The organism is Ralstonia soli (assembly GCF_023955655.1).
Lineage (GTDB): Bacteria > Pseudomonadota > Gammaproteobacteria > Burkholderiales > Burkholderiaceae > Ralstonia > Ralstonia soli.
The window spans coordinates 1-25960 of record NZ_JAMXHT010000004.1 but is presented as its reverse complement, the minus strand read 5'-3'; the positions used below and the strand labels follow the sequence as shown (position 1 = coordinate 25960).

26 protein-coding genes and 2 tRNA genes are annotated in these 25960 nt (G+C 62.5%); 13 read left to right on the top strand and 15 right to left on the bottom strand.

Features of this window, described 5'->3' with window-relative positions:
• Positions 1–224 precede the first annotated feature (224 nt).
• From NG900_RS10370 to NG900_RS10340, 7 genes are all read right to left on the bottom strand, one after another.
• A tRNA-Val gene (locus NG900_RS10370) sits at positions 225–301 on the bottom strand.
• A gap of 22 nt (positions 302–323) precedes the next feature.
• Complete coding sequence (locus NG900_RS10365; RefSeq protein WP_252679897.1) at positions 324–2567, bottom strand: RelA/SpoT family protein; 2244 nt, start codon at positions 2565–2567, stop codon at positions 324–326.
• 39 nt (positions 2568–2606) lie between these two features.
• Complete coding sequence (locus tag NG900_RS10360; RefSeq protein ID WP_021194683.1) at positions 2607–2975, bottom strand: RidA family protein; 369 nt, start codon at positions 2973–2975, stop codon at positions 2607–2609.
• 25 nt (positions 2976–3000) lie between these two features.
• On the bottom strand, positions 3001–3870 hold the full coding sequence (locus NG900_RS10355; RefSeq protein ID WP_252679896.1) for an alpha/beta fold hydrolase: 870 nt from the start codon (positions 3868–3870) through the stop codon (positions 3001–3003).
• A gap of 145 nt (positions 3871–4015) precedes the next feature.
• Positions 4016–4807 carry a 3-hydroxybutyrate dehydrogenase gene (locus NG900_RS10350; protein WP_252679894.1) on the bottom strand — a complete coding sequence of 264 codons (792 nt, stop codon included), beginning with the start codon at positions 4805–4807 and terminating at the stop codon, positions 4016–4018.
• 25 nt (positions 4808–4832) lie between these two features.
• Complete coding sequence (locus NG900_RS10345) at positions 4833–5468, bottom strand: 3-oxoacid CoA-transferase subunit B (RefSeq protein WP_252679892.1); 636 nt, start codon at positions 5466–5468, stop codon at positions 4833–4835.
• Positions 5469–5478: 10 nt separating this feature from the next.
• Positions 5479–6180, bottom strand: coding sequence for a CoA transferase subunit A (locus NG900_RS10340; RefSeq protein ID WP_252679890.1), 702 nt, complete (start codon positions 6178–6180; stop codon positions 5479–5481).
• Positions 6181–6332: 152 nt separating this feature from the next.
• Between NG900_RS10340 and NG900_RS10335 the strand changes: the two genes are divergently transcribed.
• Complete coding sequence (locus NG900_RS10335) at positions 6333–6878, top strand: LuxR C-terminal-related transcriptional regulator (protein WP_252679888.1); 546 nt, start codon at positions 6333–6335, stop codon at positions 6876–6878.
• 11 nt (positions 6879–6889) lie between these two features.
• Here the strand turns inward: NG900_RS10335 and NG900_RS10330 are convergent, their stop codons facing one another.
• Positions 6890–7675 (bottom strand): SDR family oxidoreductase, encoded by a 786-nt coding sequence (locus NG900_RS10330; protein ID WP_252679886.1) that lies wholly within the window; start codon positions 7673–7675, stop codon positions 6890–6892.
• A 212-nt stretch (positions 7676–7887) separates the two neighbouring features.
• Here NG900_RS10330 and NG900_RS10325 point away from each other — a divergent pair, with 212 nt between their 5' ends.
• Positions 7888–9573, top strand: coding sequence for an electron transfer flavoprotein-ubiquinone oxidoreductase (locus tag NG900_RS10325; RefSeq protein WP_252679884.1), 1686 nt, complete (start codon positions 7888–7890; stop codon positions 9571–9573).
• 74 nt (positions 9574–9647) lie between these two features.
• Here NG900_RS10325 and aroC read toward each other — a convergent pair whose 3' ends face one another.
• The 4 genes from aroC to NG900_RS10305 form a co-directional block, all read right to left on the bottom strand.
• Positions 9648–10748, bottom strand: a complete 1101-nt coding sequence (aroC, locus tag NG900_RS10320; RefSeq protein WP_252679882.1) for a chorismate synthase — start codon at positions 10746–10748, stop codon at positions 9648–9650.
• 84 nt (positions 10749–10832) lie between these two features.
• The gene (locus tag NG900_RS10315) at positions 10833–11249 is read right to left on the bottom strand and encodes an FKBP-type peptidyl-prolyl cis-trans isomerase (protein ID WP_252679881.1); all 417 of its coding nucleotides are present in this window, start codon (positions 11247–11249) and stop codon (positions 10833–10835) included.
• A gap of 84 nt (positions 11250–11333) precedes the next feature.
• Positions 11334–13241 carry an MFS transporter gene (locus NG900_RS10310; RefSeq protein ID WP_252679880.1) on the bottom strand — a complete coding sequence of 636 codons (1908 nt, stop codon included), beginning with the start codon at positions 13239–13241 and terminating at the stop codon, positions 11334–11336.
• A gap of 83 nt (positions 13242–13324) precedes the next feature.
• Positions 13325–13780 (bottom strand): CBS domain-containing protein, encoded by a 456-nt coding sequence (locus NG900_RS10305; protein ID WP_009240853.1) that lies wholly within the window; start codon positions 13778–13780, stop codon positions 13325–13327.
• 238 nt (positions 13781–14018) lie between these two features.
• Between NG900_RS10305 and NG900_RS10300 the strand changes: the two genes are divergently transcribed.
• From NG900_RS10300 to NG900_RS10290, 3 genes are read left to right on the top strand one after another with little or no spacing between them, the layout of a single operon-like run.
• A complete protein-coding gene (locus tag NG900_RS10300) occupies positions 14019–15365 on the top strand; it encodes an O-acetylhomoserine aminocarboxypropyltransferase (RefSeq protein ID WP_252679879.1) in 1347 nt (448 codons plus the stop codon).
• Positions 15365–16189, top strand: coding sequence for an alpha/beta fold hydrolase (locus tag NG900_RS10295; RefSeq protein ID WP_252679878.1), 825 nt, complete (start codon positions 15365–15367; stop codon positions 16187–16189). Before NG900_RS10300 ends, NG900_RS10295 begins: the two co-directional genes overlap by 1 nt.
• Positions 16190–16214: 25 nt before the next feature.
• On the top strand, positions 16215–16532 hold the full coding sequence (locus NG900_RS10290) for an Mpo1-like protein (protein ID WP_252679877.1): 318 nt from the start codon (positions 16215–16217) through the stop codon (positions 16530–16532).
• Positions 16533–16547: 15 nt separating this feature from the next.
• Here the strand turns inward: NG900_RS10290 and NG900_RS10285 are convergent, their stop codons facing one another.
• Positions 16548–17873 carry a YihY family inner membrane protein gene (locus tag NG900_RS10285; RefSeq protein WP_252679876.1) on the bottom strand — a complete coding sequence of 442 codons (1326 nt, stop codon included), beginning with the start codon at positions 17871–17873 and terminating at the stop codon, positions 16548–16550.
• A 79-nt stretch (positions 17874–17952) separates the two neighbouring features.
• Between NG900_RS10285 and wrbA the strand changes: the two genes are divergently transcribed.
• Genes wrbA through NG900_RS10270 form a run of 3 tightly spaced genes read left to right on the top strand, consistent with a single transcriptional unit; the run spans position 17953 to position 20354 of the window.
• Entirely contained in the window at positions 17953–18546 is a 594-nt protein-coding gene (gene wrbA / locus NG900_RS10280) for an NAD(P)H:quinone oxidoreductase (RefSeq protein WP_252679874.1), read from the top strand.
• The gene (locus NG900_RS10275; protein ID WP_252679871.1) at positions 18543–18935 is read left to right on the top strand and encodes a DUF2069 domain-containing protein; all 393 of its coding nucleotides are present in this window, start codon (positions 18543–18545) and stop codon (positions 18933–18935) included. Before wrbA ends, NG900_RS10275 begins: the two co-directional genes overlap by 4 nt.
• 6 nt (positions 18936–18941) lie before the next feature.
• On the top strand, positions 18942–20354 hold the full coding sequence (locus NG900_RS10270; protein ID WP_252679869.1) for an FAD-binding oxidoreductase: 1413 nt from the start codon (positions 18942–18944) through the stop codon (positions 20352–20354).
• A gap of 20 nt (positions 20355–20374) precedes the next feature.
• Here the strand turns inward: NG900_RS10270 and NG900_RS10265 are convergent, their stop codons facing one another.
• Positions 20375–20578 (bottom strand): hypothetical protein, encoded by a 204-nt coding sequence (locus tag NG900_RS10265; RefSeq protein ID WP_252679867.1) that lies wholly within the window; start codon positions 20576–20578, stop codon positions 20375–20377.
• 300 nt (positions 20579–20878) lie between these two features.
• Here NG900_RS10265 and NG900_RS10260 point away from each other — a divergent pair, with 300 nt between their 5' ends.
• The 3 genes from NG900_RS10260 to NG900_RS10250 all read left to right on the top strand — a co-directional run bounded on the left by NG900_RS10260 (position 20879) and on the right by NG900_RS10250 (position 23031).
• The gene (locus NG900_RS10260; protein ID WP_252679865.1) at positions 20879–21145 is read left to right on the top strand and encodes a hypothetical protein; all 267 of its coding nucleotides are present in this window, start codon (positions 20879–20881) and stop codon (positions 21143–21145) included.
• Between the two features lie 98 nt (positions 21146–21243).
• Positions 21244–21320 (top strand) — tRNA-Arg (locus NG900_RS10255).
• A gap of 559 nt (positions 21321–21879) precedes the next feature.
• Positions 21880–23031 (top strand): DUF4238 domain-containing protein, encoded by a 1152-nt coding sequence (locus NG900_RS10250; RefSeq protein ID WP_252679863.1) that lies wholly within the window; start codon positions 21880–21882, stop codon positions 23029–23031.
• A gap of 97 nt (positions 23032–23128) precedes the next feature.
• On the opposite strand, the gene NG900_RS10245 is transcribed toward NG900_RS10250, so the two are convergent.
• Entirely contained in the window at positions 23129–24361 is a 1233-nt protein-coding gene (locus tag NG900_RS10245; RefSeq protein ID WP_252679861.1) for a hypothetical protein, read from the bottom strand.
• A gap of 201 nt (positions 24362–24562) precedes the next feature.
• Here NG900_RS10245 and NG900_RS10240 point away from each other — a divergent pair, with 201 nt between their 5' ends.
• Positions 24563–25039, top strand: a complete 477-nt coding sequence (locus tag NG900_RS10240; protein WP_252679859.1) for a hypothetical protein — start codon at positions 24563–24565, stop codon at positions 25037–25039.
• A 453-nt stretch (positions 25040–25492) separates the two neighbouring features.
• Positions 25493–25888 (top strand): hypothetical protein, encoded by a 396-nt coding sequence (locus NG900_RS10235; protein ID WP_252679857.1) that lies wholly within the window; start codon positions 25493–25495, stop codon positions 25886–25888.
• Positions 25889–25960 lie beyond the last annotated feature (72 nt).

Here is a 25960-nt window from a genome sequence, read left to right as displayed (position 1 = left end):
AACGCGGACGAAAAAAAAACGCGGCCAAGGCCGCGTTTTCTTTTGCGCTGACTACCGCTTGGGCAGAGCACAAAGGGCGAAAACCGCACCTTGACTACTGTCGCTCCGAAGCGGTTGTAGTTCGCGGTGCTTGAATCATGTTTTGCCCTTGACTTCAGTTGTACGGGACAAACCCGAGGGATGACGGCTTGGACATCCTACCCGACGCGCCCTGAAAAATGCGTTGGTAGGCTCGATTGGACTCGAACCAACGACCCCCACCATGTCAAGGTGGTGCTCTAACCAGCTGAGCTACGAGCCTGCCGAAGAACAAGACTATACCGTCACTTGCGCCTGGCTGTCAACACCCCTTGCACTTCTTCGATCAAAGTCAGCGCGCGCTGCAGTTGTGTCGCCTCCGCCACCTCCGCCGTGAACTGCATTTTGGCGACGCCCTTGCTTGAAAGCGTACGCACGCCCGTCACGTTGATCTTCTCGCGCGAGAGGATTTCCGAGATGTCGCGCAGCAGGCCCTGGCGGTCGAGCGCCTCGACCTGGATGTCGATCGGATAGACCGAATCGCTGCGCTGCCCCCACTCCGTCTGGATCACGCGACCCGGCGCGCGGGCAGCCAACTGCTGAAACGTCGCGCAGCTTTGCCGATGGATCGACACACCGCGCCCGCGCGTGACAAACCCGACGATCGGATCCGGCGGCGCGGGCTTGCAGCAGCGTGACATCTGGGTGAGCAACGAATCGACACCCACTACCAGCACGCCGCTCTTGGCACCGCGGGCGACGCTGGTGGCCTTGCTCTTCTTGGTGATCGACGCTTCTTCATCCACCTGCTGCGCGGGCGGCGCGCCGTCCGAGCGCAGCACGGCCTCGACACGGCGCAGGCTGAGTTCGTCCTTGGCGACAACGGCGTACAAATCGTCCGATGACTTGAAGCCAAGCTTGGCGGCCAGGTCCTCCAGATTGACGGCCGTCTTGCCTTCGCGCTGAAGTGTCTTGTCGATGAGCGCACGGCCCTGGGCCAGCGTTTCTTCCAATTCAAGCGCGTTGAACCATGCTCGCACTTTTGCACGGGCACGCGGGCTTGCCAGATAGTGCAGCTCGGGGTTCAGCCAATCGCGTGATGGCCCGCCCTGCTTGACCGTGACGATCTCCGCCGTCTGTCCGTTCTTGAGCGGCGTGTTCAGCGGCACCATTGCGCCGTCGACGCGCGCGCCACGGCAGCGGTGGCCAAGATCGCTGTGCAGGTAATAGGCGAAGTCGACCGGTGTGGCGCCCTGCGGCAAGGCGATGACGCGCGCCTGCGGTGTCAGCACGTAGATGTGATCGTCCAGCTCGGTGTGCTTGAGTTGCTCCCAAGGCGAATCCTCGTGCGCGACGGTGTGCTCGGCTTCATCCTTCCAGGCGAGCAGTTGACGCAGCCAGGCGATCTTCTCGTCGTAGCGCTCGCTGGCGGAAAACTGGCCGGCGTAGCCCTTGCTGCCGGCCTCCTTGTAGCGCCAGTGCGCGGCCACGCCGTACTCGGCAAAGTGGTGCATCTCGCGCGTGCGGATCTGCACCTCCAGCGCGCGGCCATCGTCGCCGATCACCACGGTGTGCAGCGACATGTAGCCGTTGGCCTTGGGACGCGAGATGTAGTCGTCGAACTCCTTCGGGATCGGCTGCCACATGTGGTGCACGAAGCCGAGCACGGTATAGCAATCCTTGATGTCGTCAACGATGACGCGGAAGGCGCGCACATCGTACAGATCGGCGAAGTCGAGCTCCTTGCCGCGCATCTTTTTCCAGATGCTGTAGATGTGCTTGGGCCGGCCGCTCACCTCGGCATGGATGCCGGCGTCGTGCAGCGTCTTCTGCAATTGGGCGATGGCCTCGCCGATGAACTTTTCTCGCTCGATACGCTTTTCGTCGAGCAGGCGCGCGATGCGCTTGTAGGTGTCGGGGTCTTCAAAGCGGAAACCGAGGTCTTCCAGCTCCCACTTCAGTTGCCAGATGCCCAGGCGGTTGGCCAGCGGCGCGTAGATGTCGAGCGTCTCGCGCGCCATGCCTTCGGGCGCTGCGCGCTTGGTCTGCGCGAGCCAGCGCAGCGACTGCAGCCGCGACGCCAGGCGGATCAGCACCACGCGAATGTCCTGCGCAAACGCGAGCAACATCTTGCGCAGCGCCTCGACCTGGGCGCGACGTGCCTCGGCTTCGTTCTTGCGGGTGACGCCAGCATCCGTTGGGCTGACGAGCCCCGCAATCGCTCCGATGCGCAGCAGCTGGCGCACGTCGTGCACGAGCTTGACCACCTCGGCGCCGAACGCGGGCTCGAGTGCCTTTTCGTTGTCCATCGCCAGCGTGGGCAGCAGAAACAACGCAGCCGCCTGCAGCGAGGGCGTATCAACGCGCAGCCCTTCGAGAATGGCAATTGTGCCGCGTGCGTGCGACTCCAGCGGCTCGCCGGTCAGCGTAACGTTGCCAGCGGCATTGGCCGCGAGGTATTCGATCGCCTGGGCAACCAGTGAACCGTTAGCGCCCTGCTCTGCCGTCGTTGCGGCCCCCTCGGCCGGCCGGTCGGTCTTGTTCTCCATGATGCGTCCTGCTTGCGTCTCGCTTGTTGCGCGACGGGCTCAGCTCTTTTGCGCGGCCGTCACGACGATTTCGATGCGGTATTTCGGATTGGCCAGCGCAGACTCAACCGTGGCGCGCGGCGGCGAATTCTTCGACTCGGCGGCGACCCACTGGTCCCACACCTTGTTCATCTCGCCAATCTCGGTGATGTCTTTCAGGAAGATCTGGCACATCAGGATGCGCGTCTTGTCGCTGCCGTTGGCAGCCAGCACGCGGTCGATGATGGCGAGCACTTCGGCCGTCTGCTCTGCAATGCCGGCGTCCAGCGTGGTCTCGGGCACCTGGCCGGCCACGTAGACGACGCCGTTATAGACGGCTGCGTCGGAATAGCGATGTTCGACGTTGTAACGCTTCAGTTCGGTGCTCATCTTGCAAACCCAATCGGATTGACGGTCATTGACCGAGAAAAAACTTGCGGGCGATCGCCACCTGGTCCAGTTGGATGAAGGTCGGCGCGTGGCCCACGTCGGGAATCTCCACCGTGTTCACATGCTGGCCACGTTGCATCATGGCTTCGACGGTTTCGCGCGTGAGCAGATCGGACTGCGCGCCGCGCACGATCATCACCTCACCGGGAATCGCTTCGAACAGTTTCCACAGCATGGCTTCGCCGGCGGCAATCATCTCAGGCGTGGTGTTCTTGAAAGGCTCGGCCAGGCGCGGATCATAGTGCAGGATCCACTCCCCGCCCTGCGGCTTGAGGATCGCAGTGTTCAACTCGCGCCACTGCTCCGGCGTATGCGGCCCGAACGAAGCACTGATCGTCTTGAGATACGCCAGCCCTTCGTCGAAGGTCTTGAAGCGAACGTTCAGCCCCAGGTACGCACCAATGCGCGTCAACGAAGACTCCGTCACGCGCGGCCCCACGTCGTTGAGCAGCAGCTTGCGGATCGGCGATTTCGGCAAGCCTGCCAGGCTCATGCCGATCAGCCCACCCATCGATGTGCCAAACCAGTCGACCGACTCCACGTTCAGGCGCGCCAGCAACGTGACCATGTCGGACACGTACTGCGGAATCACGTAGCCCTTCGGATCCACCAGCCAGTCCGAGCGCCCGCGCCCCACCACGTCCGGGCAGATGACGCGATAGTCGTTGCACAGCGCTTGCGCAAGCACATCGAAGTCGCGCCCCGTGCGCGAGAGGCCGTGCGCGCAGACCAGCACGCGCGGGTTCTGCTGGTCGCCCCACTCGTGATACGCCATCCGGTGCAAGCCGGACGGGCTCAGGCACTGCACGAAGGCAAGGCGCGGCGAAACAGGCATGAACAACTCCCACACAGGAATGACGGAGACAGCGAAGCCCGATTGTACGCGGCTCAGCAACCATGCGGCAGCGCAGCAGACATGCCGGTCTTCGCAAAACAAAAAAGCCTCGCCGAAGCGAGGCCTTTCCGAAACAACGGTCGTGTTACTGGGCGACCCAGCCGCCGTCCATGTTCCAGGCCACGCCGCGCACCTGCTCGGCCGCATCACTGCACAGGAACACTGCCAGCGCACCAAGCTGGTCGGGCGTGACGAATTCGCCGGAAGGCTGCTTTTCCATCAGCAGTTCCTTCTTGGCTTGCAGCGCCGGAATGCCTTCCTTCTCGGCGCGAGCATCAATCTGCTTCTGCACCAGCGGGGTCAGCACCCAGCCCGGGCAGATCGCGTTGGAAGTGATGCCCGTCTGCGCGGTCTCCAGCGCCACCGACTTGGTGAAGCCGACGATGCCGTGCTTGGCCGCCACATACGCCGACTTCTGCGCCGAAGCCACCAGACCATGCGCCGAAGCGATGTTGATGATGCGACCCCAGTTCTTGCGCTTCATGCCCGGCACGGCCAGCCGCGTGGTATGGAAGGCCGAGGTCAGGTTGATGGCGATGATGGCGTCCCAGCGTTCGGTCGGAAAATCTTCCACGTTGGCCACGTACTGGATGCCAGCGTTGTTGATGAGGATGTCCACGCCACCGAATTCAGCATCGGCATAGGCGAACATCGCTTCGATCTCGGCCGGCTTGCTCATGTCGGCGCCGTGGTAGCCGATGCGGATGGCGTTCTTGCCAGCTCGGTTGCCAGCTTCGGCGATCTGAGCCTTCGGCGCTTCCACATCGCCAAAGCCGTTCATGATGATGTTGGCACCCTGCGCGGCCAGCGAGCAGGCAATGCCCAGACCGATCCCGCTGGTCGAGCCCGTGACGAGGGCGGTTTTTCCTTGCAGCATACAGGTCTCCGGATGACAGCAGCGATTACAGCAAATTCACGCCAGTCTTGGCCTGGATCTCTTCGCGCGACACGCCCGGCGCGGTTTCCACCAAGCGCAGACCCTGCTCCGTCACGTCGATCACACCCAGATCCGTAATGATGCGGTCGACCACGCCCACGCCCGTCAGCGGCAGCGTGCACTTGGGCAGGATCTTCAGATCTTCGGTGCCGTCCTTCTTCTTGGCGGTGTGCTCCATCAGCACGATCACGCGCTTGACGCCGGCCACGAGGTCCATGGCGCCGCCCATGCCCTTAACCATCTTGCCGGGGATCATCCAGTTGGCCAGATCGCCCGTCTCGCTCACCTGCATCGCGCCGAGAATCGACAGGTTGATCTTGCCGCCGCGGATCATCGCAAAGCTCTGGTCGCTGCCGAAGATGGCACTGCCGGGCAGCGTGGTCACGGTTTGCTTGCCGGCGTTGATGAGGTCGGCATCCACCTGGTCTTCCGTGGGGAACGGGCCGATGCCGAGCATGCCGTTTTCGCTCTGCAGCCAGACTTCCTTGTCGCCGGTGTGGTTGGCCACCAGCGTCGGGATGCCGATACCGAGGTTGACGTAGAAACCGTCTTGCAATTCCTGCGCAGCACGCGCCGCCATTTGGTCTTGTGTCCAGGCCATGTCGGTCTCCTTAGTTGGCTGCACGGATAGTGCGTTTTTCGATGCGCTTCTCGGGCGTGGCATTGAGCACGATGCGATGCGCGTAGATGCCCGGCAAATGGATGTCGTCCGGCGCGAGTTCACCCACTTCAACGATCTCTTCCACCTCGACGATGCAGATCTTGCCGGCGGTCGCGGCGGCCGGGTTGAAGTTGCGCGCGGTCAGGTTGAAACGCAGGTTGCCGGACTTGTCGGCCACTTGCGCCTTCACCAGCGACACATCAGGCACCAGCGAGCGCTCCATGACGTACGTTTCGCCATCGAACTCACGCAGCTCCTTGCCCTCGGCCACCATCGTGCCGACGCCGGTCTTGGTAAAGAACGCCGGGATGCCGGCGCCGCCTGCGCGCAGCTTCTCAGCAAGCGTGCCCTGCGGGGTGAATTCCAGCTCAAGCTCACCGGCCAGGTACTGGCGCTCGAATTCCTTGTTCTCGCCCACGTAGGACGAAATCATCTTCTTGATCTGGCGGGTTTCCAGCAGCAGCCCCAGGCCGAAACCGTCAACGCCCGCGTTGTTGGAGATGCAGGTGAGGTTCTTGACGCCCGAGTCGCGCAGCGCGGCAATCAGCGCTTCGGGAATGCCGCACAGGCCGAAGCCGCCTACGGCGATGGTCTGGCCGTCCTTGACGACGCCCGCGAGCGCCTCGCTGGCGCTGGCGAAGATTTTGTTCATGCGTGCTTCTCCTTGGTGGTCCAACACATCCGGCAGGGTTTTGACCGATCACACAGTTGGGGTTTGTGCGATGCAGCGCCGGAAAATAGTAACGATACAATCTGGCGAGAATACGCAAGCGTCGCGCGACGCAGCAATACGTACGAATACATATGCCCGCTCTCGACTACCAGACTGCGTTCCAGCTTGCCCCCGTCGGCATGGTGATGTCCCGCGAGCGCGTGATGCTCGACGTCAACGACGAAGCCGCCCGCATCTTCGGGCAGGCACGCACCGCAATGATCGGGCAATCGTTTGAGTTGCTCTATCCGACGCACGACGAGTACGAGCGCACCGGCGCCCGCATCGTGCCCATCATGAACACACGCGGCAGCTACTCGGACGAGCGCATCATGAAGCGCGCCAACGGCGAGCTCTTCTGGTGCCACGTCACGGGCCGCGCGCTCGATCGCGCCAAGCCGCTGGGCGAAGGCATCTGGACGTTTGAAGACCTGTCGGCGCATCGCCCCGTCACGGCCGCGCTTACGCCACGCGAGCGCGACATCGCCGCGCAACTGGTCGAGGGCAAGACCAGCAAGCAGATCGGCAAGCAGTTGGAGATCAGCCCGCGCACGGTGGAAATCTACCGCGCGCGCCTGATGAAGAAGTACGCCGCCAACACGTCACTCGAGCTGGTGCAGCGGCTGATGGGGCACTGAGCCCCGCAGCGTCAGACCATGCCGTCGTCCGCGTTGATGATGGCGCCGTTGATGAAGTCCGACTGGTCCGACGCCAGCAGAAGAATCAACCCATCCAGGTCTTCCGGCTTGCCGACGCGCTTGCGCGGCAGCATCTGCACGAGCTTCTGGCCGGGCTCGGTTTCCCAGTGGTGATGGTTGATCTCGGTATCGATATAGCCTGGGCAGATTGCGTTGGTGTTGATGCCGTAACGGCCCCACTCCAGCGCCATGGCCTTGGTCATGTGCACCACGGCCGCCTTGCTCATGCAGTAGATGCCGATCTGCGACAGGACCTTCAGCCCCGCCACCGACGCAATGTTGATGATGCGCGACTGCGGCAGCGGCGAGCCGTTCTTCTCCGCACCCTTGGCCCGCGCGATCATGCGCTTGGCGGTTTCCTGGGCCACGAAGAAGGCGCCACGCGTGTTGGTATCGAACACGAAATCGAAGTCGTCCGGCGTGACGTCCACCATGCGCTGCGTGGTCGAAACCCCCGAATTGTTGACGAGAATGTCGATGGTGCCGGCCTCGGTTTCGGCATGGGCGATGGCCGCGCGGACGCTGTCCGGGTCTGTCACGTCCAGGCGCACGACGTGGGCGCTGCCACCCTTCGATTCGATATCGGCTCGCAGCTCCTTCAGACGCTCGACCCGGCGCGACGCCAGCACGACCTTGGCACCGGCAGCCGCCAGCGTATGCGCGAAGCGCGCGCCCAGACCGCTCGACGCGCCGGTGATCAGCGCGACCTTACCTTCCAGATTGATCGACAAACCCATGATGCGTGATCCCCGTATGTTGGTTTGGCATGCGCCGGGCCCCTGGCGAGCGGCTCCGGCATGTGATTTTGGTGCAACTTAGCAGAAAATCGAACGATCGTTCAGAAATTTCTCTTGCCGCATCCGGGACTGTCCCGGACAATGCGGAAAATTCTAATGCAGCAATCCGTCATACCAATAAGCAAACTCCCCAAAGCAGCGAAGAGACACCTATGAACCAGCAGCAGCTCCTCGAACAATACGGCCCGCGAGAGTCCATGGAGTATGACGTCGTGATCGTCGGCGGCGGCCCTGCCGGCTTGGCGACTGCGATCCGCATCAAGCAACTGGCTGCCGAGACGGGCAAGGACGTGTCCGTCGTGGTGCTGGAAAAAGGCTCCGAGCCCGGCGCGCACATCCTCTCGGGTGCCGTGATGGACCCGCGCGCCATCACAGAACTCCTGCCCAACTGGAAGGCCGACGGCGCCCCGCTCAACCAGGCGGTGACCGGCGACGACGTGCTCTTCCTGAGCGAAACCGACGCCAAGCGTACGCCCGACTGGCTCGTGCCGCGCAACTTCCATAACGACGGCTGCTACGTGATCTCGCTGTCGAACGTGGTCAAGTGGATGGCCACGCAGGCCGAAGCGCTGGGCGTGGAAATCTTCCCGGGCTTTGCCGCCGCCGAAGTGCTGTACGACGACAAAGGCGCCGTGCGCGGTGTCGCCACCGGCAACATGGGCATCGGCAAGGACGGCGAGCCGACCGAGAACTTCCAGCTCGGCATGGAACTGCTGGGCAAGTACACCATCTTCGCCGAAGGCGCGCGCGGCCACCTGGGCCGCCAGCTGCTCGAAAAGTACAAGCTCAACGCCGGCAAGGATCCGCAGACCTTCGCCATCGGCATCAAGGAACTCTGGGAAATCGATCCGGCCAAGGCCAAGCCCGGCCTGGTGGTCCACACCGCCGGCTGGCCGATGGAAGACGACACCTTCGGCGGCGGCTTCCTGTATCACCTGGAAGACAACAAGGTCACGCTCGGCTTCGTGATCGGCCTGGACTACAAGAACCCATGGATGAGTCCGTTTGAAGAGATGCAGCGCTGGAAAGCCCACCCGGCCATCCGCGCGCATATCGAAGGCGGCAAACGCATCGGCTACGGCGCCCGCGCAATCAACAACGGCACGCCGCAGGCGTTGCCCAAGACGGTGTTCCCGGGCGGCGCCCTGGTCGGCTGCGATGCCGGCTACCTGAACGCCGCGCGTATCAAGGGCAGCCACGCGGCCATCAAGAGCGGCATGATGTGTGGTGAAGCGGTGTTCGAAGCCGTGACGGCTGGCCGCTCGGCAGATGAGCTGTCCGCCTACCCGGCTGCCTTCGAGCAAAGCTGGCTGAAGGAAGAACTGGACCAGTCGCGCAACTTCAAGCTGTGGTTCAAAAAGAGCCCGACACTGGGCAAGATCATGACCGGCATCGAGCAGTGGCTGCTGCCCAAGATCGGCATCAACAATCCGCCTTGGACGCTGCACGGCACGAAGTCGGACAACCAGTCGCTCAAGCCTGCAGCCGAGTGCGAGAAGATCGTGTATCCGAAGCCGGACGGCAAGATCACGTTTGACCGTCTCTCGTCGGTGTTCATCTCGAACACCAACCACGAAGAGAACCAGCCCGCGCACCTGACGCTGAAAGACCCGACGGTTCCGACACGCATCAACCTGCCGGAGTTTGCGGGCCCTGAGCAGCGTTACTGCCCGGCCGGCGTGTATGAGTTCGTCAAGAACGACGACGGCGCCGAACGCCTGCAGATCAACGCGCAGAACTGCGTGCACTGCAAGACCTGCGACATCAAGGACCCGACGCAGAACATCGTGTGGGTCACGCCGGAAGGCGGTGGTGGCCCGAACTACGTCGGCATGTAAGCTGGCGAGCGCCCAACAAAAAAGACGGCTTGAAGCCGTCTTTTTTGTTGCCTGCGCGAATCGCGTTCGGCGGATTACGACGCTTTTGCCGGGATGGCCGGCGTCTCCACCGACACATCGCCGCATTGCGCGCGATGGCGCAGCGCGTGGTCGATCAGCACGAGCGCCAGCAGCGCTTCAGCGATCGGCGTGGCGCGGATGCCGACGCATGGATCATGGCGGCCGAACGTCTCGACCACCGCCGGATCGCCAGCCTTGTCGATCGAGCGGCGCGGCGTGCGAATACTCGACGTCGGCTTGATCGCCAGCGACACGGAAATGTCCTGCCCCGTCGAAATGCCGCCCAGGATGCCGCCGGCATTGTTGCCGACGAAGCCACCCGGCGTCAGTTCATCGCCATGTTCGGAACCGCGCTGCGACACAGCGTGGAAGCCAGCACCAATCTCCACGCCCTTCACCGCGTTCAGGCCCATCATGGCGTGCGCGATGTCGGCGTCCAGGCGATCAAACAGCGGCTCGCCCCAGCCGACCGGCACGCCGGTGGCGACCACTTCAATGCGCGCGCCGACGGAATCACCATCCTTGCGCAGCGCATCCATGTAGGTTTCCAGCTCGGGCACGATCTCGGCATTCGGCGCGAAGAACGGGTTGTTCGGCACCTCGTCCCAGTCGGTGAACGGAATCTGGATATCGCCGAGCTGCGACATGAAGCCGTGGATTTCCACGCCGAACTTTTCGCGCAGCCATTTCTTGGCGACAGCGCCTGCCGCCACCGTCGGCGCTGTCAACCGTGCCGACGAACGGCCACCGCCGCGTGGGTCACGGATGCCGTATTTGTGCCAGTAGGTGTAGTCAGCGTGGCCGGGGCGGAAGGTCTCGGCGATGTTGCTGTAGTCCTTGCTGCGCTGGTCGGTGTTGCGGATCAGCAGGCAGATGGGCGTGCCGGTGGTCTTGCCCTCGTACACGCCAGACAGGATCTCGACCACGTCCTCTTCCTTGCGCTGCGTGACGTGGCGCGAGGTGCCGGGCTTGCGGCGGTCAAGGTCGGGCTGGATGTCTTCAGCCGAAAGCATCATGCCCGGCGGGCAGCCGTCGATGACAGCGCCGATGGCCGGGCCATGCGACTCGCCGAAGGTGGTGACGGAAAACAGCAGACCCAGGGTATTGCCAGACATGATCGTGCTCGCGACTGTGCGCAGTAAGGCGCCGCCACAGCGGCGGCGCGAAACATCGGGAAACCGCTATTGTAAGCCGATCGATCAGCCGCCGATGCCGAGCAGCTCAACCTCGAAGTTCAGCGTGGAATTGGGCGGGATCGTGCCGGGTATGCCGCGCTCACCGTAAGCGGTCGCCGCCGGGCAGGTCAGCTTGGCCTTGCCGCCCACCTGCATCTTCTGCACGCCTTCGGTCCAGCACGGAATCACGCGGTTCAGCGGGAACGAGATCGGCTGACCGCGCTTGTACGAGCTGTCGAACTCCTTGCCGTCAGTCAGCGTGCCGCGGTAGTGCACCTTGACCGTATCGCTCGCCTTGGGCGAGGGGCCCGTACCCTTGGTCAGCGTCTGGACGATCACACCAGAGGGCAAGGTTTCGCTCGACGCAGGCGATGCGGCTTGCGCGGAGACGGCGGCCAGGACCAGCGATGAAGCGCACAGCAGCAGGGAAACGTGTTTCATGGCAGATAAACGGGAGAGTTGGGGGAAGAACGCCGGTTACAGACCAACCGGCAGTGTAGCGAATTCAGATCGTGCGCCAGCACGCTAGCGCTGCTCGCCGCGCAGCGCCAGCACGGCAGCCTGCAGCCCTTCCGGCGACGCGGCGTGCGCCGGCACCGGCGTGCCGATGCACAGTTCCAGCTTGTTGAGGAAGCCGCGACGGAACGGCCGCGACATCGCCGCCCCGCCCTTGCGCGAGAAGAAGCTGCCCCACAGACCGCGCAGCGCCATCGGCACCACCGGCACCGGGCTGCGCTCGATGATGCGGCGCACGCCATCCTTGAACGGGTTCATTTCGCCCGTGGCGGTGATCTTGCCCTCGGGGAAGATGCAAACGACCTCGCCCTCGGCCAGCGCGGCAGCAATGGCGTCGTAGGCGCGCTTGAGCATCTCGGGGTCTTCGTGCATCGGCGCAATCGGGATCGCCTTGACCGTGCGGAAGAACCACGACAGCACCGGCACCTTGAAGATGCGGTGGTCCATCACGAAGCGCACCGGCCGGCGCACAAAGGCACCCACCACGACCGCATCGACAAAGCTCACGTGGTTGCAGACGAGCAGGCACGGACCTTCGTCGGGAATCTGCTCGGCACCCTCCACCCTCACCCGGTAGACGGTATGGATCAGCAGCCACATCACAAAGCGGATCAGGAATTCCGGCACCAGCGTGTAGATGTAGATGGCCACCACGGCGTTGAGGATGCCGGTGACGAGGAACAACTGCGGGATCGTGAACCCGGCACGCGTCAGCACCATCGCCAGCACGGCCGAGGCGATCATGAACAGCGCGTTGAGGATGTTATTCGCCGCGATGATGCGCGCGCGGTGCGTCGGCTCGCAGCGGCTCTGGATCAGGGCGTAGAGCGGCACGCTGTAGAACCCGCCAAACATCGCCAGCAGGAACAGATCGGCCAGCACGCGCCAGTGACGGTGGTTCTGCAGGAAGCCTGAAATGCCCGTCAGCACATCGTGCGCGACGAGTGCCTCGGCATGCGAGGCGAAATACAGATCCACCGCGAACACGGTCATGCCGATCGAGCCGAACGGTACCAAGCCGATCTCGACGGTGCGGCCCGAGAGCTTTTCGCACAGCACCGAACCCAGCCCGATACCGACCGAGAACACCGCCAGCAGCAGCGTCACCACGTTCTGGTCACCGCCGAGCACGTTGCGTGAGAAAGCAAAGAACGACGTCAGGAACGTCGCACCGACAAACCATAGCCACGAAATGCCCATCAGGCTCAGAAACACCGAGCGCTGGTTGCTTGCCAGCTTCAGATTGCGCCACGTCTCGGAAATCGGGTTCCAATTGATGCGCAGATCCGGTTGCGATGCAGGCGACACCGGCACGCCACGGGCCGTCAGCCGGCCTCCCACGGCAATGACCAGGCAGGCAATGCCCGTCAGCGTGGGGCCGACCAGTTCACCGTTGCGCGTGTAGTTGGCCAGTTCGCCGCCACCGATCGTGCCGATCAGGATGGCGACGAAGGTGCCCATCTCCACCAGCCCGTTGCCACCCACCAGTTCCGTCGATTGCAGATGCTGCGGCAGATACGCGTACTTCACCGGCCCGAACAGCGTCGAATGCACGCCCATCAGGAAGGTACACAGGTACAGCAATTCGACGTGGCGCAGCGCAAAACCCGTGCAGCCGATCGCCATGATGGCAATTTCCAGCGTCTTGACCAGGCGGATCAGCCGGGCCTTGTCCATGCGATCGGCAATTTGCCCGCTGGTGGCGGACAGCAGCACAAACGGCGCAATGAAGATGGCCGAAATGAGGAACGCCGCCGAGGCCGGATCCGCATTGCCGAACAGCGCGGCGTGGTACGTGACCAGCGAGGAAAAGGCCACCTTGAAGACGTTGTCGTTCATCGCGCCCAGGAACTGGGTCCAGAAGAACGGGGCAAAACGACGCTGCTTCAGCAAGGAAAACTGGCTCGATTGGCTCATCGGCAAGGGGTTCGGGGTTCAACAAAAAACCCGCTCGCAACGGCGGGCGGGTTTCTAGGGTGCGTTGAAAAAAGCTACGCAGATCAGTCTTCGTTGGCCTTTTCTTCCGGCCAGTCGCGAATGTACGCCTTGAGCATCTTGTTTTCGAAGCTCTGGTCTTCGAGCACAGCCTTGGCCACGTCGTAGAAGGAAATCACACCCATCAGCGTGCGGCTGTCGAGCACCGGCAGGTAGCGCACATGGTGCTCCAGCATGATGCGGCGCACTTCGTTGACTTCGGTTTCGGGGGTGCAGGTAACGGGGTGGTCGTCCATTACCTTGCGGATGGTGGTGCCATCGCCAACGGAACCATGGTTCTTGGCGACCACCTTGATGATTTCGCGGAAGGTCAGCATGCCGACCAGTTCGCCGTACTCCATGACCACGAGCGAGCCGATGTCTTTTTCGGCCATGGTCTGCACGGCCACCTGGAGCTTGGTTTCAGGTGCCACGGTGTAGAGCGTGTTGCCCTTCACGTGAAGGATGTCGCTGACTTTCATAGTGCGTCTCCCAGGTTTCGGGGGGCTGGTCCGCCAGGGGGCGACCGCGCGCGGGTTGTGGTTATGGTTGTGTTTCGATCCTAGCCCAAACCGGAGGGCGCCGACAAGCACATGCACAAAAAATGCGGCAGAAAAAACCGATCAAAAACCGCGCCCGCTCGGCGTTTGCCCGGAATGCACTGCAACAGGGAGCAGTGCTAGCATGCGCCGTCCTGACCCTCATTCGGTGCTTGAATCCATGTCCAAAGCCCGCTTCGACACGTTGGCCCTGCATGCCGGTGCCGCGCCCGACCCGGCCACCGGCGCGCGCGCCACGCCCATCCACCTGAGCACATCCTTTGTGTTCCGCGACAGCGAACATGCGGCGTCATTGTTCAATATGGAACGCGCGGGCCACGTCTACTCGCGCATTTCCAATCCGACCGTGGCCGTGTTCGAAGAACGCATGGCCGCGCTGGAAAACGGCGTGGGCGCCATCGCCACGGCGTCCGGCCAGGCGGCACTGCACCTGGCCATCGTCACGCTGATGGGCGCGGGCTCGCATATCGTCGCCTCGTCGGCGCTGTATGGTGGCTCGCACAACCTGCTGCACTACACGCTGCGCCGCTTCGGCATCGAGACGACCTTCGTCAAGCCCGGTGACATCGATGGTTGGCGCGCGGCCATCCGCCCGAACACGCGGCTGCTGTTCGGCGAGACGCTCGGTAACCCTGGGCTGGATGTGCTCGACATCCCGGCCATTGCATCGATTGCGCATGATGCGGGCGTACCGCTGCTGGTCGATTCGACCTTCACGACGCCGTGGCTGCTGCAGCCGTTCGCCCACGGCGCGGACCTTGTCTACCACTCGGCGACCAAGTTCCTGGGCGGCCACGGCACGACCATCGGCGGCGTGCTGGTCGATGGCGGCACGTTCGACTATGTGGCCGCCGGCAAGCACCCCGAGCTGACGGAGCCGTACGCGGGCTTCCACGATATGGTGTTTGCCGAGGAAAGCACCGTCGCCCCGTTCCCGCTGCGCGCGCGGCGCGAAGGCCTGCGCGATTTCGGCGCCTGCATGAACCCGATGGCGGCCTGGCAGTTGCTGCAAGGCATTGAAACACTGCCGCTGCGCATGGCGCGGCACGTGGAAAACACCCGCCGCGTCGTCGCCTTCCTGGCCAGCCACCCGATGGTGGCGTCCGTCGCCTACCCCGAGCTGGAATCGCACCCGGATCACGCGCTGGCCAAGCGCCTGCTGCCGCGCGGCAGTGGTGCCGTGTTCAGCTTCGACCTGCGCGGCGATCGGCGTGCCGGCCAGCAGTTCATCGAATCGCTCGGCCTGTTCTCGCACCTGGCCAACGTGGGCGATGCACGGTCGCTGGTCATCCACCCGGCATCGACCACGCACTTCCGCATGGACGCCGACGCGCTGGCCGCAGCTGGCATCAGCGAAGGCACGATCCGCCTGTCGATCGGACTGGAAGACGCCGACGACCTGATCGACGATCTCAAACGCGGCCTGAAAGCTGCCGAGCGCGCGATGTCCGCCTCATCCGGCAAATCCGCCGGCAAAGCCACCTCCAACCCAAGGGGAGCCCGCTGATGGAATGGACCGTACAAGACCAGCGCGCCTACGCCTACACGGGCGGCAAACCGTTCAACGCGCAGTTGCCGTGCGTTGTATTCGTGCATGGCGCGCAGAACGACCATTCGGTCTGGGGGCTGCAGACGCGCTGGTTTGCGCACCACGGCTTCAGCGTGCTGGCGGTGGACCTGCCCGGGCACGGCCGCAGCGCCGGCGAGCCGCTGCAGACTGTGGAAGCCATGGCCGACTGGGTCATGGCGCTGGTGCAGGCGGCCGGCGTCACGCAGCCGGTGATGGTGGTCGGGCACAGCATGGGTTCGCTGATTGCGCTGGAGTGCGCCTCGCGATACGCCGATCGCGTGCGCCGCATCGCGCTGGTGGCGACGGCCTGGCCGATGAAAGTGTCGGATGCGCTGCTCGACGCCGCGCTCAACAACACCGCCGGCGCCATCGACATGGTCAATGCCTGGTCGCACTCCAGCCTGGCCAACAAACCGTCTTCACCGGGGCCCGGCTTCTGGATGCACGGCGGCAGCCAGCGGCTGATGGAACGCGTGGCGCGCGGCACTGACGCCCCCGTCTTTCATACGGACTTTGCCGCGTGCAACGCCTATGCACGCGGCGCCGAGGCCATGGCGTCCGTGACATGCCCGTCACTCGTGATCGTCGGAGAGAAAGACCAGATGACGCCCGCGAAAGCCGGCCGCCAGGTGGCCGCGGGGCTGGCCGGCAGCCGCGTCGTGGGCCTGCCGGGCGGACACGCCATCATGGGAGAATGCCCAGACGGCACACTCGACGCGCTGATTGGCTTTGCGCGCGAACGCGACGCCGTCGCCGCGTAGCGCCGTCACCTGCAGGAGACGCATCATGGCCGCCACCGACACCCGCAGCTTCGGCAGCTTCGCCGAGTTCTATCCGTACTACCTGAGCGAGCACCAGGACCGCACCTGCCGGCGCCTGCATTTCGCCGGGTCGACGGTGGCGCTGGTGTGCCTGATGCTGCTGATCTTCACGGGCAACCTGTGGTGGCTGCTGGGGGCGGCCGTCAGCGGCTACGCATTTGCGTGGGTCGGACACTTCGGCTTCGAGAAGAACCGGCCCGCCACGTTCCGCCACCCGATCTACAGCCTGATGGGCGACTGGGTGATGTACCGCGACATCTGGACGGGCAAGATTCCGTTTTGACGCCGTTCTGCGGTGTCAGGCGCTGGCGGCCGCGGGCATCGCCGGGGCCGGCGCCGATGTGGCTGCAGCCTGCGCGGCAACCGCCACGCCATGTTCGCCCATGGTGAAAACGCTCTCCAGCGTGGCATCGAGCGCGGGGTTCTGCAGCTGGCTGACCAACGCCTGTGTGTCCCCCAACTGGCGTGCCAGTGCCGTACGCGGCAAGCGCGGCAGATTGAGCACCAGCTTTTCATAGAGCGGGCGCAGCGTCATCGTGTGCGCATCGCACAGCAGTGCCCAGTGCGCATCGCCGCGATCCTGCTGCAGTTTGCCGATCAGGTGCAGCGCCTTGAGCTTGGCCAGCAGGTCCGCCAGGTAATCCGCTTCGAGCTGCAAACGCCGGCCAATCTCCAGCTCGGCCACCGTACGCGGCGCCTGTTCCCGTGCCCGATACAGCAGCAGCAGGACGCCCAGCGCATCAAAGAACTCGCTGCCCGGAAACGTGCGCCGCCGCCAGTAGCCCTGCCGAATGACGGGCAAGATCGATGCGATCGTCGCGCCCAGCAGCGTCACCAGCCAGCTCACGTAGATCCACGTCAGGAAGATCGGCAGCGCGGCAAACGCACCGTAGACCGCCGTGTACGTAGGGATATGCGCAACGTACGAACCGAAGCCGCGCTTGGCAAATTCAAACGCGACGGCGGCGATGAGGCCCGCGGCAAAGGCATCGCGCCGTTGCACATTGGTATTCGGCACGAACACGTACAGCATCGCAAACGCGATCGCCGACAGCAGGATCGGGATCACGCCCACGATCACGCCCAGGCCGAACGGCAGCTTGTGCACGTAGCCTGCCGAGATCGACACGAGGTACGAACTGACCGACAGGCTCGCGCCGATCAGCACCGGTGCAAACGTCATCAGCGCCCAGAACACGAGCACGCGCTGCGCCAGGGGCCGCCGTTGACGCACGCGCCAGATCGCGTTGAGCGCGTTCTCGACCGTGAGCATGGTCATGACCGACGTGACGACCAAACCGACCAGGCCTGCCGCCGTCAACCCCTTGGCGTTGGATGAGAACTGATTGAGGTACGTCAGGATCGGCCGGCTGATGTTGGCTGGCACGAGATTGCTGAACATGTAGCCCTCGATGTCCGCGCGAAAGCTCTTGAACATCGGGAACGCCGTGAACAGCGCAAATGCCACCGTCAGAATGGGCACCAGCGAGAGCACCGTCGTGAATGTCAGGCTGCCGGCCACTTGCGGCAGGCGGTCTTCGCCGGCGCGGCGCAGCGCATAACGCGCCAGCGCACGCAGCTTGGCGGCATTCCATTGACGAAGTGCACGGGGGTCAAAAAGCATGAAGAATGAGGCAGCGCAAGGCAAACAAGGGGGGATGAGGGGCGCAACTATAATACCGCGACGCTCTTAACGCTTCGTCATGAAAGATATCCTGGTCCTGTATTACAGCCGTCACGGCAGCACACGCGCATTGGCCGAGGCCATCGCGCAGGGCATTGAAAGCGTCGACGGCGCCCAGGCGCGCGTGCGCACCGTGCCGGCCGTCTCCACCGTGTGCGAAGCCACGCAGCCCGACGTGCCAGACGGCGGCCCGCCCTATGTGGAAGTACGCGACCTGGAAGAATGCGTGGGCCTGGCCCTCGGCTCGCCCACCCGCTTCGGCAACATGGCCGCGCCGCTCAAATACTTTCTGGATGGCACGACGCCACAATGGCTGGCCGGCGCACTGGCCGGCAAACCGGCGTGCGTGTTCACCTCCACGGGCAGCATGCATGGCGGGCAGGAGACCACCCTGCTCTCGATGATGCTGCCCCTGCTGCACCATGGCATGGTCGTGCTCGGCCTGCCGTATCAGCAGAGCGAGCTGCTTTCCACCGAGGCCGGCGGCACGCCTTACGGGCCGTCGCACGTCGCGCATCGCGGCGACACCGCCCCCCTCACCGCCCACGAACGCACGCTTGCCACGGCCATGGGCCGGCGGCTTGCGCAGACTGCTCTCAAGCTCGCCGCATGACTGTGCCTGATCACCCCGTCACCGAATCCCGGGCACTGTTTCTGCTCAGTGCAGGAAGCCTCGTCGCGTTGATTGTCCTGTGTGCCGCATGGGAGCTCTGGCTCGCGCCGGTGCGCCCGGGCGGCTCGTGGCTGGCGATCAAGGCACTGCTGCTCGCCTGGCCACTGCCCGGCGTGCTGCACCGGAACCGTTACACGATGCAGTGGGCGTCGATGTTCATCCTGCTGTTCTTTACCGAAGGCATCGTACGGGCGACATCGGACGCCGGGCTGTCGCGCTCGCTCGCGTGGTGCGAGGTGGTGCTCAGCGTGGTGTTTTTCTCGGCGACGATCCTCTACCTGCGCCCGTTCAAGCGTGCAGCCAAAGCGCGCGCCAGCCAAAGCACCTGACTTGCCATGACCCACGATGCCTTTCTGCAAGCCTGTGTTGACGCCATCGGTGCAACGCACGTCCTGACCACGGCGGAAGACCAAGCGCCCTATCTCACCGATTGGCGCAAGCGTTTCACGGGTCGCGCGCGCGCCGTGTTGCGCCCAGGCAGCCCGGACGAAGTGGCCGCGCTCGTGCAGCTGTGCGGCGAGCACGGCGTGCCCATCGTCCCGCAAGGCGGCAACACCGGCCTGTGCGGCGGCGCCACGCCCGACATGGAAGGCAGCGCCGTGGTGATCTCGTTGCAGCGCATGCAGCGCGTGCGCGCGGTCGACCCAATCAACAACACCATCACGGTGGATGCCGGCTGCATCCTGGCCAACGTGCAACAAGCTGCGGCCGATGCCAACCGGCTCTTCCCGCTAAGCCTGGCGGCCGAAGGCAGTTGCACCATCGGCGGCAACCTGGCGACCAATGCCGGCGGCACGGCCGTCCTGCGCTACGGCAACGCGCGCGAGCTGTGCCTCGGTATTGAAGCCGTGCTGCCCAACGGCGAACTGTGGAACGGCCTGCGCGGCCTGCGCAAAGACAACACCGGCTACGACCTGCGCGACCTGCTGATCGGCGCGGAAGGCACGCTGGGCATCATCACCGGCGCGATGCTGAAACTGTTCCCGCAGCCGCGTGCCAAGGTGACGGCACTGGCGGCGCTGCAATCGCCAAGACAAGCGCTGGAATTTCTCTCGCTGGCGCAAGGCCATGCGGGGACGCTGCTGACGGGCTTCGAGCTGATGTCAGCGTTCTGCCTGGCGCTGGTGCGCAACCACTATCCGCAGTTGCGCGTGCCCTTCACGCAGGCGTATCCGCAATACGTCTTGCTGGAATTGTCGGACCTGGAAAGCGAGGAACACGCCCGCACGCTGTTCGAATCACTCATAGAAGACGCGCTCGCACGCGGCGTGATCGACGATGCGGCGGTGGCGGAATCGGTGGCGCAATCGCGCGACTTCTGGAACCTGCGCGAGCACATTCCGCTGGCCCAGGCCGATGAAGGCAAGAACATCAAGCACGACATTGGCGTGCCCATCTCGCGCATCGCAGACTTTATCGACGTGACCGACCGCGCGCTGGCTGCCGCCTATCCGAACATCCGCATGGTGACCTTCGGCCACCTGGGCGACGGCAACCTGCACTACAACGTGTCGCCGCCCGAAGGCCATGCGCACGAGGCGTTCCTGGCCAACCAGGACGGCATCAACCGCATCGTGCACGACAGCGTGCATGCGCACGGCGGCTCGATCTCGGCCGAACACGGCATCGGCCAGCTCAAGCGCGCAGACAACGCGCGCTACAAGAGCCCCGTGGAACTGGCCGCCATGCGCGCGATCAAGCAGGCGCTCGACCCGCGCGGGCTGATGAACCCGGGAAAGGTGCTGTAACGCGCTTCGGCGTCAGTGGTTCAGTTGAAGTGCCGCCACACGAAGTTCACGACCGCCAGCGCGATCGTTGCGGCCAGCATCCATAGCAGCAGGCGCGGCACGCTGCTCGGCGGCAGACGGTGATCGGAAGCATTGGAACGGTCACCGATCCGCCCGCTCTGAGCGCTACGGATATAGGTGGTGCGAGACGGCCCCGTCGGGCGCCGTGCGTGACGTGTGCGCATTGTGATTCTCCTCCCTGCCCCATGACTGACGCCCCGCCTGGCCCCCTGTTGCCATGGCGAAACGCAGCAGCCCCATGGATCGCTCCATGGCTGCCCAAACAAGACTCCCTCAATTTCCCGTCTGGTCGGAACCGAAAGGCATCCGTCACGCCCGTTTGGCGTGCGTAGGCACGGCGTTCCGCGTCGTTGCGCGGAATTTCGAATCAAAACGTTGTTGTTATGTGGCACTACCCGACGCACGAAATGTAGCAAAAATCCCCCGAATGGGGGGTACGTATTTGAGGTATCGCCACTTGAGTGATGCGCAGGAACGACGCTTGCGGGCTGCATCAGGGCAAACCCGACACTGAACCCCCATGGAGCCAGACCATGCCCGCCTTGCCCGACCTGACCCAGCGCGCCCACATCACGCCACCGCAACCGCCCGAGCAGCCCCCGCACCCGCCGCCAGAAATGCCGCCGCCCGATGAGCCAGCCCACGACCCGGTGCACGACCCCGAACCCCAAACGCCGCCGATCGAGTTGCCGCCCGGTGATCTGCCGCCGGAAATCCCGCCCCAGCACTAGCGTGCCGCGCCATCCCCATCTGTTAGAATCGCGGCCTCCCAGACACCCGGAGGCCGTATGCTTTTTGGCGTGTCTGGGCAGCCTGCGTATCCGCACATCTGCCCATAGCTCAGTTGGATAGAGCATCGGCCTTCTAAGCCGACGGTCGGGGGTTCGAATCCCTCTGGGCAGGCCAAATACCGAAATGGTTTTCGAGTTAGCGTCCGCTAACAATATCGCATCGGCGTAAGCCCATGTAACCACGTTGTAAGCGAATTCATTCAACATCGCCCTGCGCGTGCACCAACTATTGGAAGGCACGGTAAAGAGCATCTTCATCCGGCTTGCATCGGCGAAGAGTTGCCCGTGGTGGGCACTCGTCGACAGTAGCGGCGTAGTGCCCCCCCCCCGAGAGGGCATCCGCTTCCATGACGGCTAGCAGGTCAACTAGGCAAGAATTTCGAAATCGTCGAGACCAACACCGTACGCCCGCCTGAACGTGTTGTTAGCCCAAGCGTTCACATCTTCGTCTGAGTAGCTTTCCGTCAACCACTCGAAATCGCATACGAACGGGCCATCTTTCAGAATCCATTGGCGCGTTAGGTCATAGAGAGCCGCCATTCCGTAGAAGCGGTTAAACATCAGTTTGACAGCTTCCTCCTCTCGATCCGGCCATTTGCGCGGATACAGCCTTGCACGGCGACTCTGCTGCTTATGGCACCATAGCCGAAAAATGACGGAGTATGGGGGATGCCATGGCGGACCGTAGCGTCAAACACCACTATGTACCGGAGTGGTATCAACGTAGGTTCCTTGCCCCCGGCGCAACAGCGTTCAAAATTTTGGACTTGCATCCGGAGATATACCGCAATCGTTTCGGAGCCGAAGTAGGTCGCGGCAAGATTATTCTGGAAAAAGGGCCTTCGGCGTTTTTTTATGAGAAGGATTTTTATACGGTCCGCTGGTTTGGGCAGGCCAACGACGACATCGAAAGACTGTTGTTCGGCACCATTGACAGGGAAGGTGCACGGGCAATAAGCGCGTTCATCGCGGAGGACTGGGAAACAGTTCACCATACGTACTGGCAAATGTTTGAGTTCATGGACGCTCTTCGACTCAGAACGCCTAAAGGACTTCGATTCGTCCATTTGCTGCGAGAAGCGCGCAATCAGCAAGAGCTGATGATTAGCATGCAAAAGATGCGACGCATGCACTGCGTAATGTGGGCGGAAGGCGTGCTAGAGATCGTTTCTGCGGCCCAGAGTCCCACGAAGTTTATCTTTTCAGATCATCCCGTCACTCTCTTCAACCGTGAGGTGTTTCCTGCTGACGCGCGGGTCCCGACCGGTTTCGATCCGCACCTAGCCTGGGTCGGAACGCAGACGCTCTTCCCGTTTGATAGAGACCGCTTGTTTGTGTTGACCCACTTGGAGTGGGCTCGAAGTAAGGGGAAGGCGAAGCCGACGGAGTCTCGCACGAATGCCCGCTACTTCGACAATCCAATGGTTCGCTATGACAATTGCATACGTGGCCGTGAGCTCAGCGAGCAGCAAGTGAGTGAGGTGAACTACATCATCAAGATGCGAGCGGAACGCTATATTGCTGCGAACTCTGAATCGGACCTATTTCCCGAACGAGTTCTGAAGACACGGGCGTGGAACAAGCTTGGTAGATTCCTGATGCCGACTCGCGCGTTACACGGATTCGGTGGCGATATGTTCGCTCAGTTAGGCAATGGATCAATCTACTTTCAAGACGAATTTGGTCGGCGCCCGAAAACGAGCTCAGAAGCGGAAGCAAGGACGAAAGAGGCACAGTCGCTCATCGCGTCCGCTCGCAAGTTAATAGCAGCGCATGAAGCCAAAAACGGCCTAGCGGACTCACACGACATCAAGGGCGGCGAGTGATACCGTGTGGCGAACTGGAAAAACCGTTAGCCTGCAATCGTCCATAAAATGCACGTCGGTGCTTTGCTTCGTATTTATCGCGAAACATTGGACGATTCTATCGGTCTCGTGGAACTCGCTCCGGCGAGACATGCGGCTTACCGAACGCGTCGTGCAACCTGTTGTACACATCAGCCAGAAAAGTAAGCTGCTCCCCCTCCGTCCAGGCGCGACACACACGGTCCACAAAGACCTGGCCTTCTAGTGCCAAGGCTGCTCCCCATGTCTCCTCGGGCCAGTACACGCCGTCCAGCCCGACAACGCCAGCCTCCACCCGAATCGGGCCAACCACGCCAAAGTTCTTGTAGAACGCTAGGGCATCACGCATGAACTTGGACCACTCGCGGGCAATCGAGTCAAGACAAAGGTAGATTCGACTACCTTTGCATATCGTTGCCGCGCCATTGAAACCCCAAAGCTCTCCCGTCTCATTGAACCATTGAGTCACGCCAACGGCTTCGCTAGTGTCGCTAGCGCTCCGTAAACCAACTTTTACAACCCCATATTGGTTCGCCCCAAAATCGCCAGATCGCCACGGTCCCAATGCGAAGAGATTTCCAGAACCAGCGACCACCTCAGCACGACTCGGCTTAGATACCCAGCTTGCGGGTACGAGCCGCATATAGGAACGGGGCTCTTCTCGCACCGTCCATTTTCGATGACCCGACGCGGATGTGGAATCCTGATGCTCGACGCTAACACCAGCTTGCAGCCATGTCGACCGGTCGTCGGGGCGCGAGGGGTGCCGACTGAACTGCAATCCTGCGTCATGCTCCTCGATTGCTGCACCCAAATTTGTCTTCAACGCGACCACCAGCGCTTCTGTAAGCTTGTCCAAAGTGGCGTCATATTTCGCCTGAGTTGCGCCCTGCTTAAGCGTGTAGGTGATTGGTCCACGACGGTGCCGCAAATCGAACGGGAGGTCTTCTGGCTTCCCACCAGCCGCATTATTGGCCACAAGTATGATGCGCTCATGGCCTATCGACGTGAGCGCGTGACCAAGCTCGATCATTACGTTTGCATTGGGAAGAAGTTTGCCGCCGTCAGTCTTCCCAACGAATGTGACATCGCCAACGAATACATCGGCTTGTTGGATTTTCTCGAAAATCGTGTCGACGATTGCGACCAAGCCTGGCGCATCTTTGGTGTCGTGATCGATCTCGGGACGGTCAGCTTCCGTCAGCCCAAGCTCCTCCGAAACTTGAGACAACGCCTTTTCAAGGGCGACCTTAACGAAGTTCTTGTTAACCGCCGCCGGTGTATCGCTTTGCCAAGACCAGAACACTTTCATCTTTTTCGATGCCTGCAGGTAAAAAATTGCGAAACTAAGCCATGCTCGCCACTGGCATAAAGCGCCGGTGAGTGGGGAGTCTATCCGATGTACAGCCACCCCAGGGCGCACAGTCGGAGGGGCGTTAACCAATAATTGGCACCAACACCGCAGCATTCTCTTGCATTCCGAAGACTATCCCACCATCACGCGAGTCCCGTCATGACGCAATCCCGGTTGCCTCCTTCCCATGCAATAGCGGTCTACTTCTGCGGCGGCATTCAATATTGCTTCGACTGTGCGCCTAGGGATTTCCCAACAATGGACGACGTGGCGCACGCGCTTGAGCAGATCGTATGGCGCCATGATGGCCACTATGATGTTCCGATTCATGCTCGCAGGGACGGGTTCCTGATTTTCGATTTTGACAAATCAACCCATTTCGCATACGCGCCCGGCGGTATCCGCCCGCGTGACAGCAACGCCGCGACACCTTCTCAGACGCATGGCGTTATAACGACCACGCCGACGCTGCGGATCGCCGAGTTCGGAGACCCAAACGCCGAGCAAAAAGACTCACGCGCCGAGAAAATAGACTCGTCCACCGAGCTCAAAAACCCAACCGCCGAGCAAAAACCCTTGCGCGCCGAGCTCGGAAACCCACTCACCGAGCAAAAAAACCCACGCGCCAAGCTGTGAGACCCGACCGCCGAGCAAAAAGACTCGCGTGCCGAGCTCAGAAACCCAAACGCCGAGAAAAAAGACTCACATACGCCGAGCTTTTTGCTCGGAGCGTCGAGAAAAATCACTCACGCGCCGAGCTTTGAGCTCGGATCGTGGAGAAAAAAGACGCAAATGCCGAGTTCTGAGACCCAAGCGCCAGGAAAAAAGACTCACGTTTGGAGCTCAGAACTCCGAACGCCGAGAAAAAAGACTCACGCGAGGACTTCTAAGCCGCGAGCGCCGAGAAAAATCACCCCGAGATTGAGCATCAAAGTTCAAGCATCCCCCTCTGCATAGGAGCTTTCTGATTCTTCGCTCCGAAGCCACTTCTTACCTTGCGGATGGGTTTCCCAACTGCCAATCTCACGCGGTTGTGCCCCCCGGCATGACATTGCCAATCCATCCATAAGGAATGCAATGCCACAGAACTTGATTTCGATTCAGCTCGCAGCCGCTGACCTGACCGCCATCGACGGTGCGCTGAAAACGCTAGAAGATCGCCTGACCGGCCTGATTGACCTCTCGCCCGAACAGCGCAGGAGAGCCGTGAAGATGGGCGGCAAATCCGAAACGTTCGCCCGTACGGCAGTCGAAGTGCTGACCAACAATCCGAACGTGCTGCCGGTGAACTTCAGCCTGCCTGAAGTGCGCCGCGACCTGGCAGCCTTCGATGCGCTGCGCCCGCGGTTCGCCCGCCTGGAGAAGCTCTACGAACGGATGTCAGACTCCCAATTGGCATTGGGCAGCGACTTGATGAGCGCCGCCTTGGACGTAAGCGTGTCCCCAGCACCGTCTCGACGGTGTGAAAGGAAGTTGCCAGAGTGATCCCCACCAAAAAGTAGTGGGGACCACAGTGGCAACAGAAGCACCGAAGAGACGTTCACGTAGAGGCATCCC

What these genes read in the sequence shown, in the direction of transcription:
- NG900_RS10365 (WP_252679897.1), bottom strand. Translation starts at nt 2,567, where the DNA reads ATGGAGAACAAGACCGACCGGCCGGCCGAGGGGGCCGCAACGACGGCA.
- NG900_RS10360 (WP_021194683.1), bottom strand. Translation starts at nt 2,975, where the DNA reads ATGAGCACCGAACTGAAGCGTTACAACGTCGAACATCGCTATTCCGAC.
- NG900_RS10355 (WP_252679896.1), bottom strand. Translation starts at nt 3,870, where the DNA reads ATGCCTGTTTCGCCGCGCCTTGCCTTCGTGCAGTGCCTGAGCCCGTCC.
- NG900_RS10350 (WP_252679894.1), bottom strand. Translation starts at nt 4,807, where the DNA reads ATGCTGCAAGGAAAAACCGCCCTCGTCACGGGCTCGACCAGCGGGATC.
- NG900_RS10345 (WP_252679892.1), bottom strand. Translation starts at nt 5,468, where the DNA reads ATGGCCTGGACACAAGACCAAATGGCGGCGCGTGCTGCGCAGGAATTG.
- NG900_RS10340 (WP_252679890.1), bottom strand. Translation starts at nt 6,180, where the DNA reads ATGAACAAAATCTTCGCCAGCGCCAGCGAGGCGCTCGCGGGCGTCGTC.
- NG900_RS10335 (WP_252679888.1), top strand. Translation starts at nt 6,333, where the DNA reads ATGCCCGCTCTCGACTACCAGACTGCGTTCCAGCTTGCCCCCGTCGGC.
- NG900_RS10330 (WP_252679886.1), bottom strand. Translation starts at nt 7,675, where the DNA reads ATGGGTTTGTCGATCAATCTGGAAGGTAAGGTCGCGCTGATCACCGGC.
- NG900_RS10325 (WP_252679884.1), top strand. Translation starts at nt 7,888, where the DNA reads ATGAACCAGCAGCAGCTCCTCGAACAATACGGCCCGCGAGAGTCCATG.
- aroC (WP_252679882.1), bottom strand. Translation starts at nt 10,748, where the DNA reads ATGTCTGGCAATACCCTGGGTCTGCTGTTTTCCGTCACCACCTTCGGC.
- NG900_RS10315 (WP_252679881.1), bottom strand. Translation starts at nt 11,249, where the DNA reads ATGAAACACGTTTCCCTGCTGCTGTGCGCTTCATCGCTGGTCCTGGCC.
- NG900_RS10310 (WP_252679880.1), bottom strand. Translation starts at nt 13,241, where the DNA reads ATGAGCCAATCGAGCCAGTTTTCCTTGCTGAAGCAGCGTCGTTTTGCC.
- NG900_RS10305 (WP_009240853.1), bottom strand. Translation starts at nt 13,780, where the DNA reads ATGAAAGTCAGCGACATCCTTCACGTGAAGGGCAACACGCTCTACACC.
- NG900_RS10300 (WP_252679879.1), top strand. Translation starts at nt 14,019, where the DNA reads ATGTCCAAAGCCCGCTTCGACACGTTGGCCCTGCATGCCGGTGCCGCG.
- NG900_RS10295 (WP_252679878.1), top strand. Translation starts at nt 15,365, where the DNA reads ATGGAATGGACCGTACAAGACCAGCGCGCCTACGCCTACACGGGCGGC.
- NG900_RS10290 (WP_252679877.1), top strand. Translation starts at nt 16,215, where the DNA reads ATGGCCGCCACCGACACCCGCAGCTTCGGCAGCTTCGCCGAGTTCTAT.
- NG900_RS10285 (WP_252679876.1), bottom strand. Translation starts at nt 17,873, where the DNA reads ATGCTTTTTGACCCCCGTGCACTTCGTCAATGGAATGCCGCCAAGCTG.
- wrbA (WP_252679874.1), top strand. Translation starts at nt 17,953, where the DNA reads ATGAAAGATATCCTGGTCCTGTATTACAGCCGTCACGGCAGCACACGC.
- NG900_RS10275 (WP_252679871.1), top strand. Translation starts at nt 18,543, where the DNA reads ATGACTGTGCCTGATCACCCCGTCACCGAATCCCGGGCACTGTTTCTG.
- NG900_RS10270 (WP_252679869.1), top strand. Translation starts at nt 18,942, where the DNA reads ATGACCCACGATGCCTTTCTGCAAGCCTGTGTTGACGCCATCGGTGCA.
- NG900_RS10265 (WP_252679867.1), bottom strand. Translation starts at nt 20,578, where the DNA reads ATGCGCACACGTCACGCACGGCGCCCGACGGGGCCGTCTCGCACCACC.
- NG900_RS10260 (WP_252679865.1), top strand. Translation starts at nt 20,879, where the DNA reads ATGCGCAGGAACGACGCTTGCGGGCTGCATCAGGGCAAACCCGACACT.
- NG900_RS10250 (WP_252679863.1), top strand. Translation starts at nt 21,880, where the DNA reads ATGGCGGACCGTAGCGTCAAACACCACTATGTACCGGAGTGGTATCAA.
- NG900_RS10245 (WP_252679861.1), bottom strand. Translation starts at nt 24,361, where the DNA reads ATGAAAGTGTTCTGGTCTTGGCAAAGCGATACACCGGCGGCGGTTAAC.
- NG900_RS10240 (WP_252679859.1), top strand. Translation starts at nt 24,563, where the DNA reads ATGACGCAATCCCGGTTGCCTCCTTCCCATGCAATAGCGGTCTACTTC.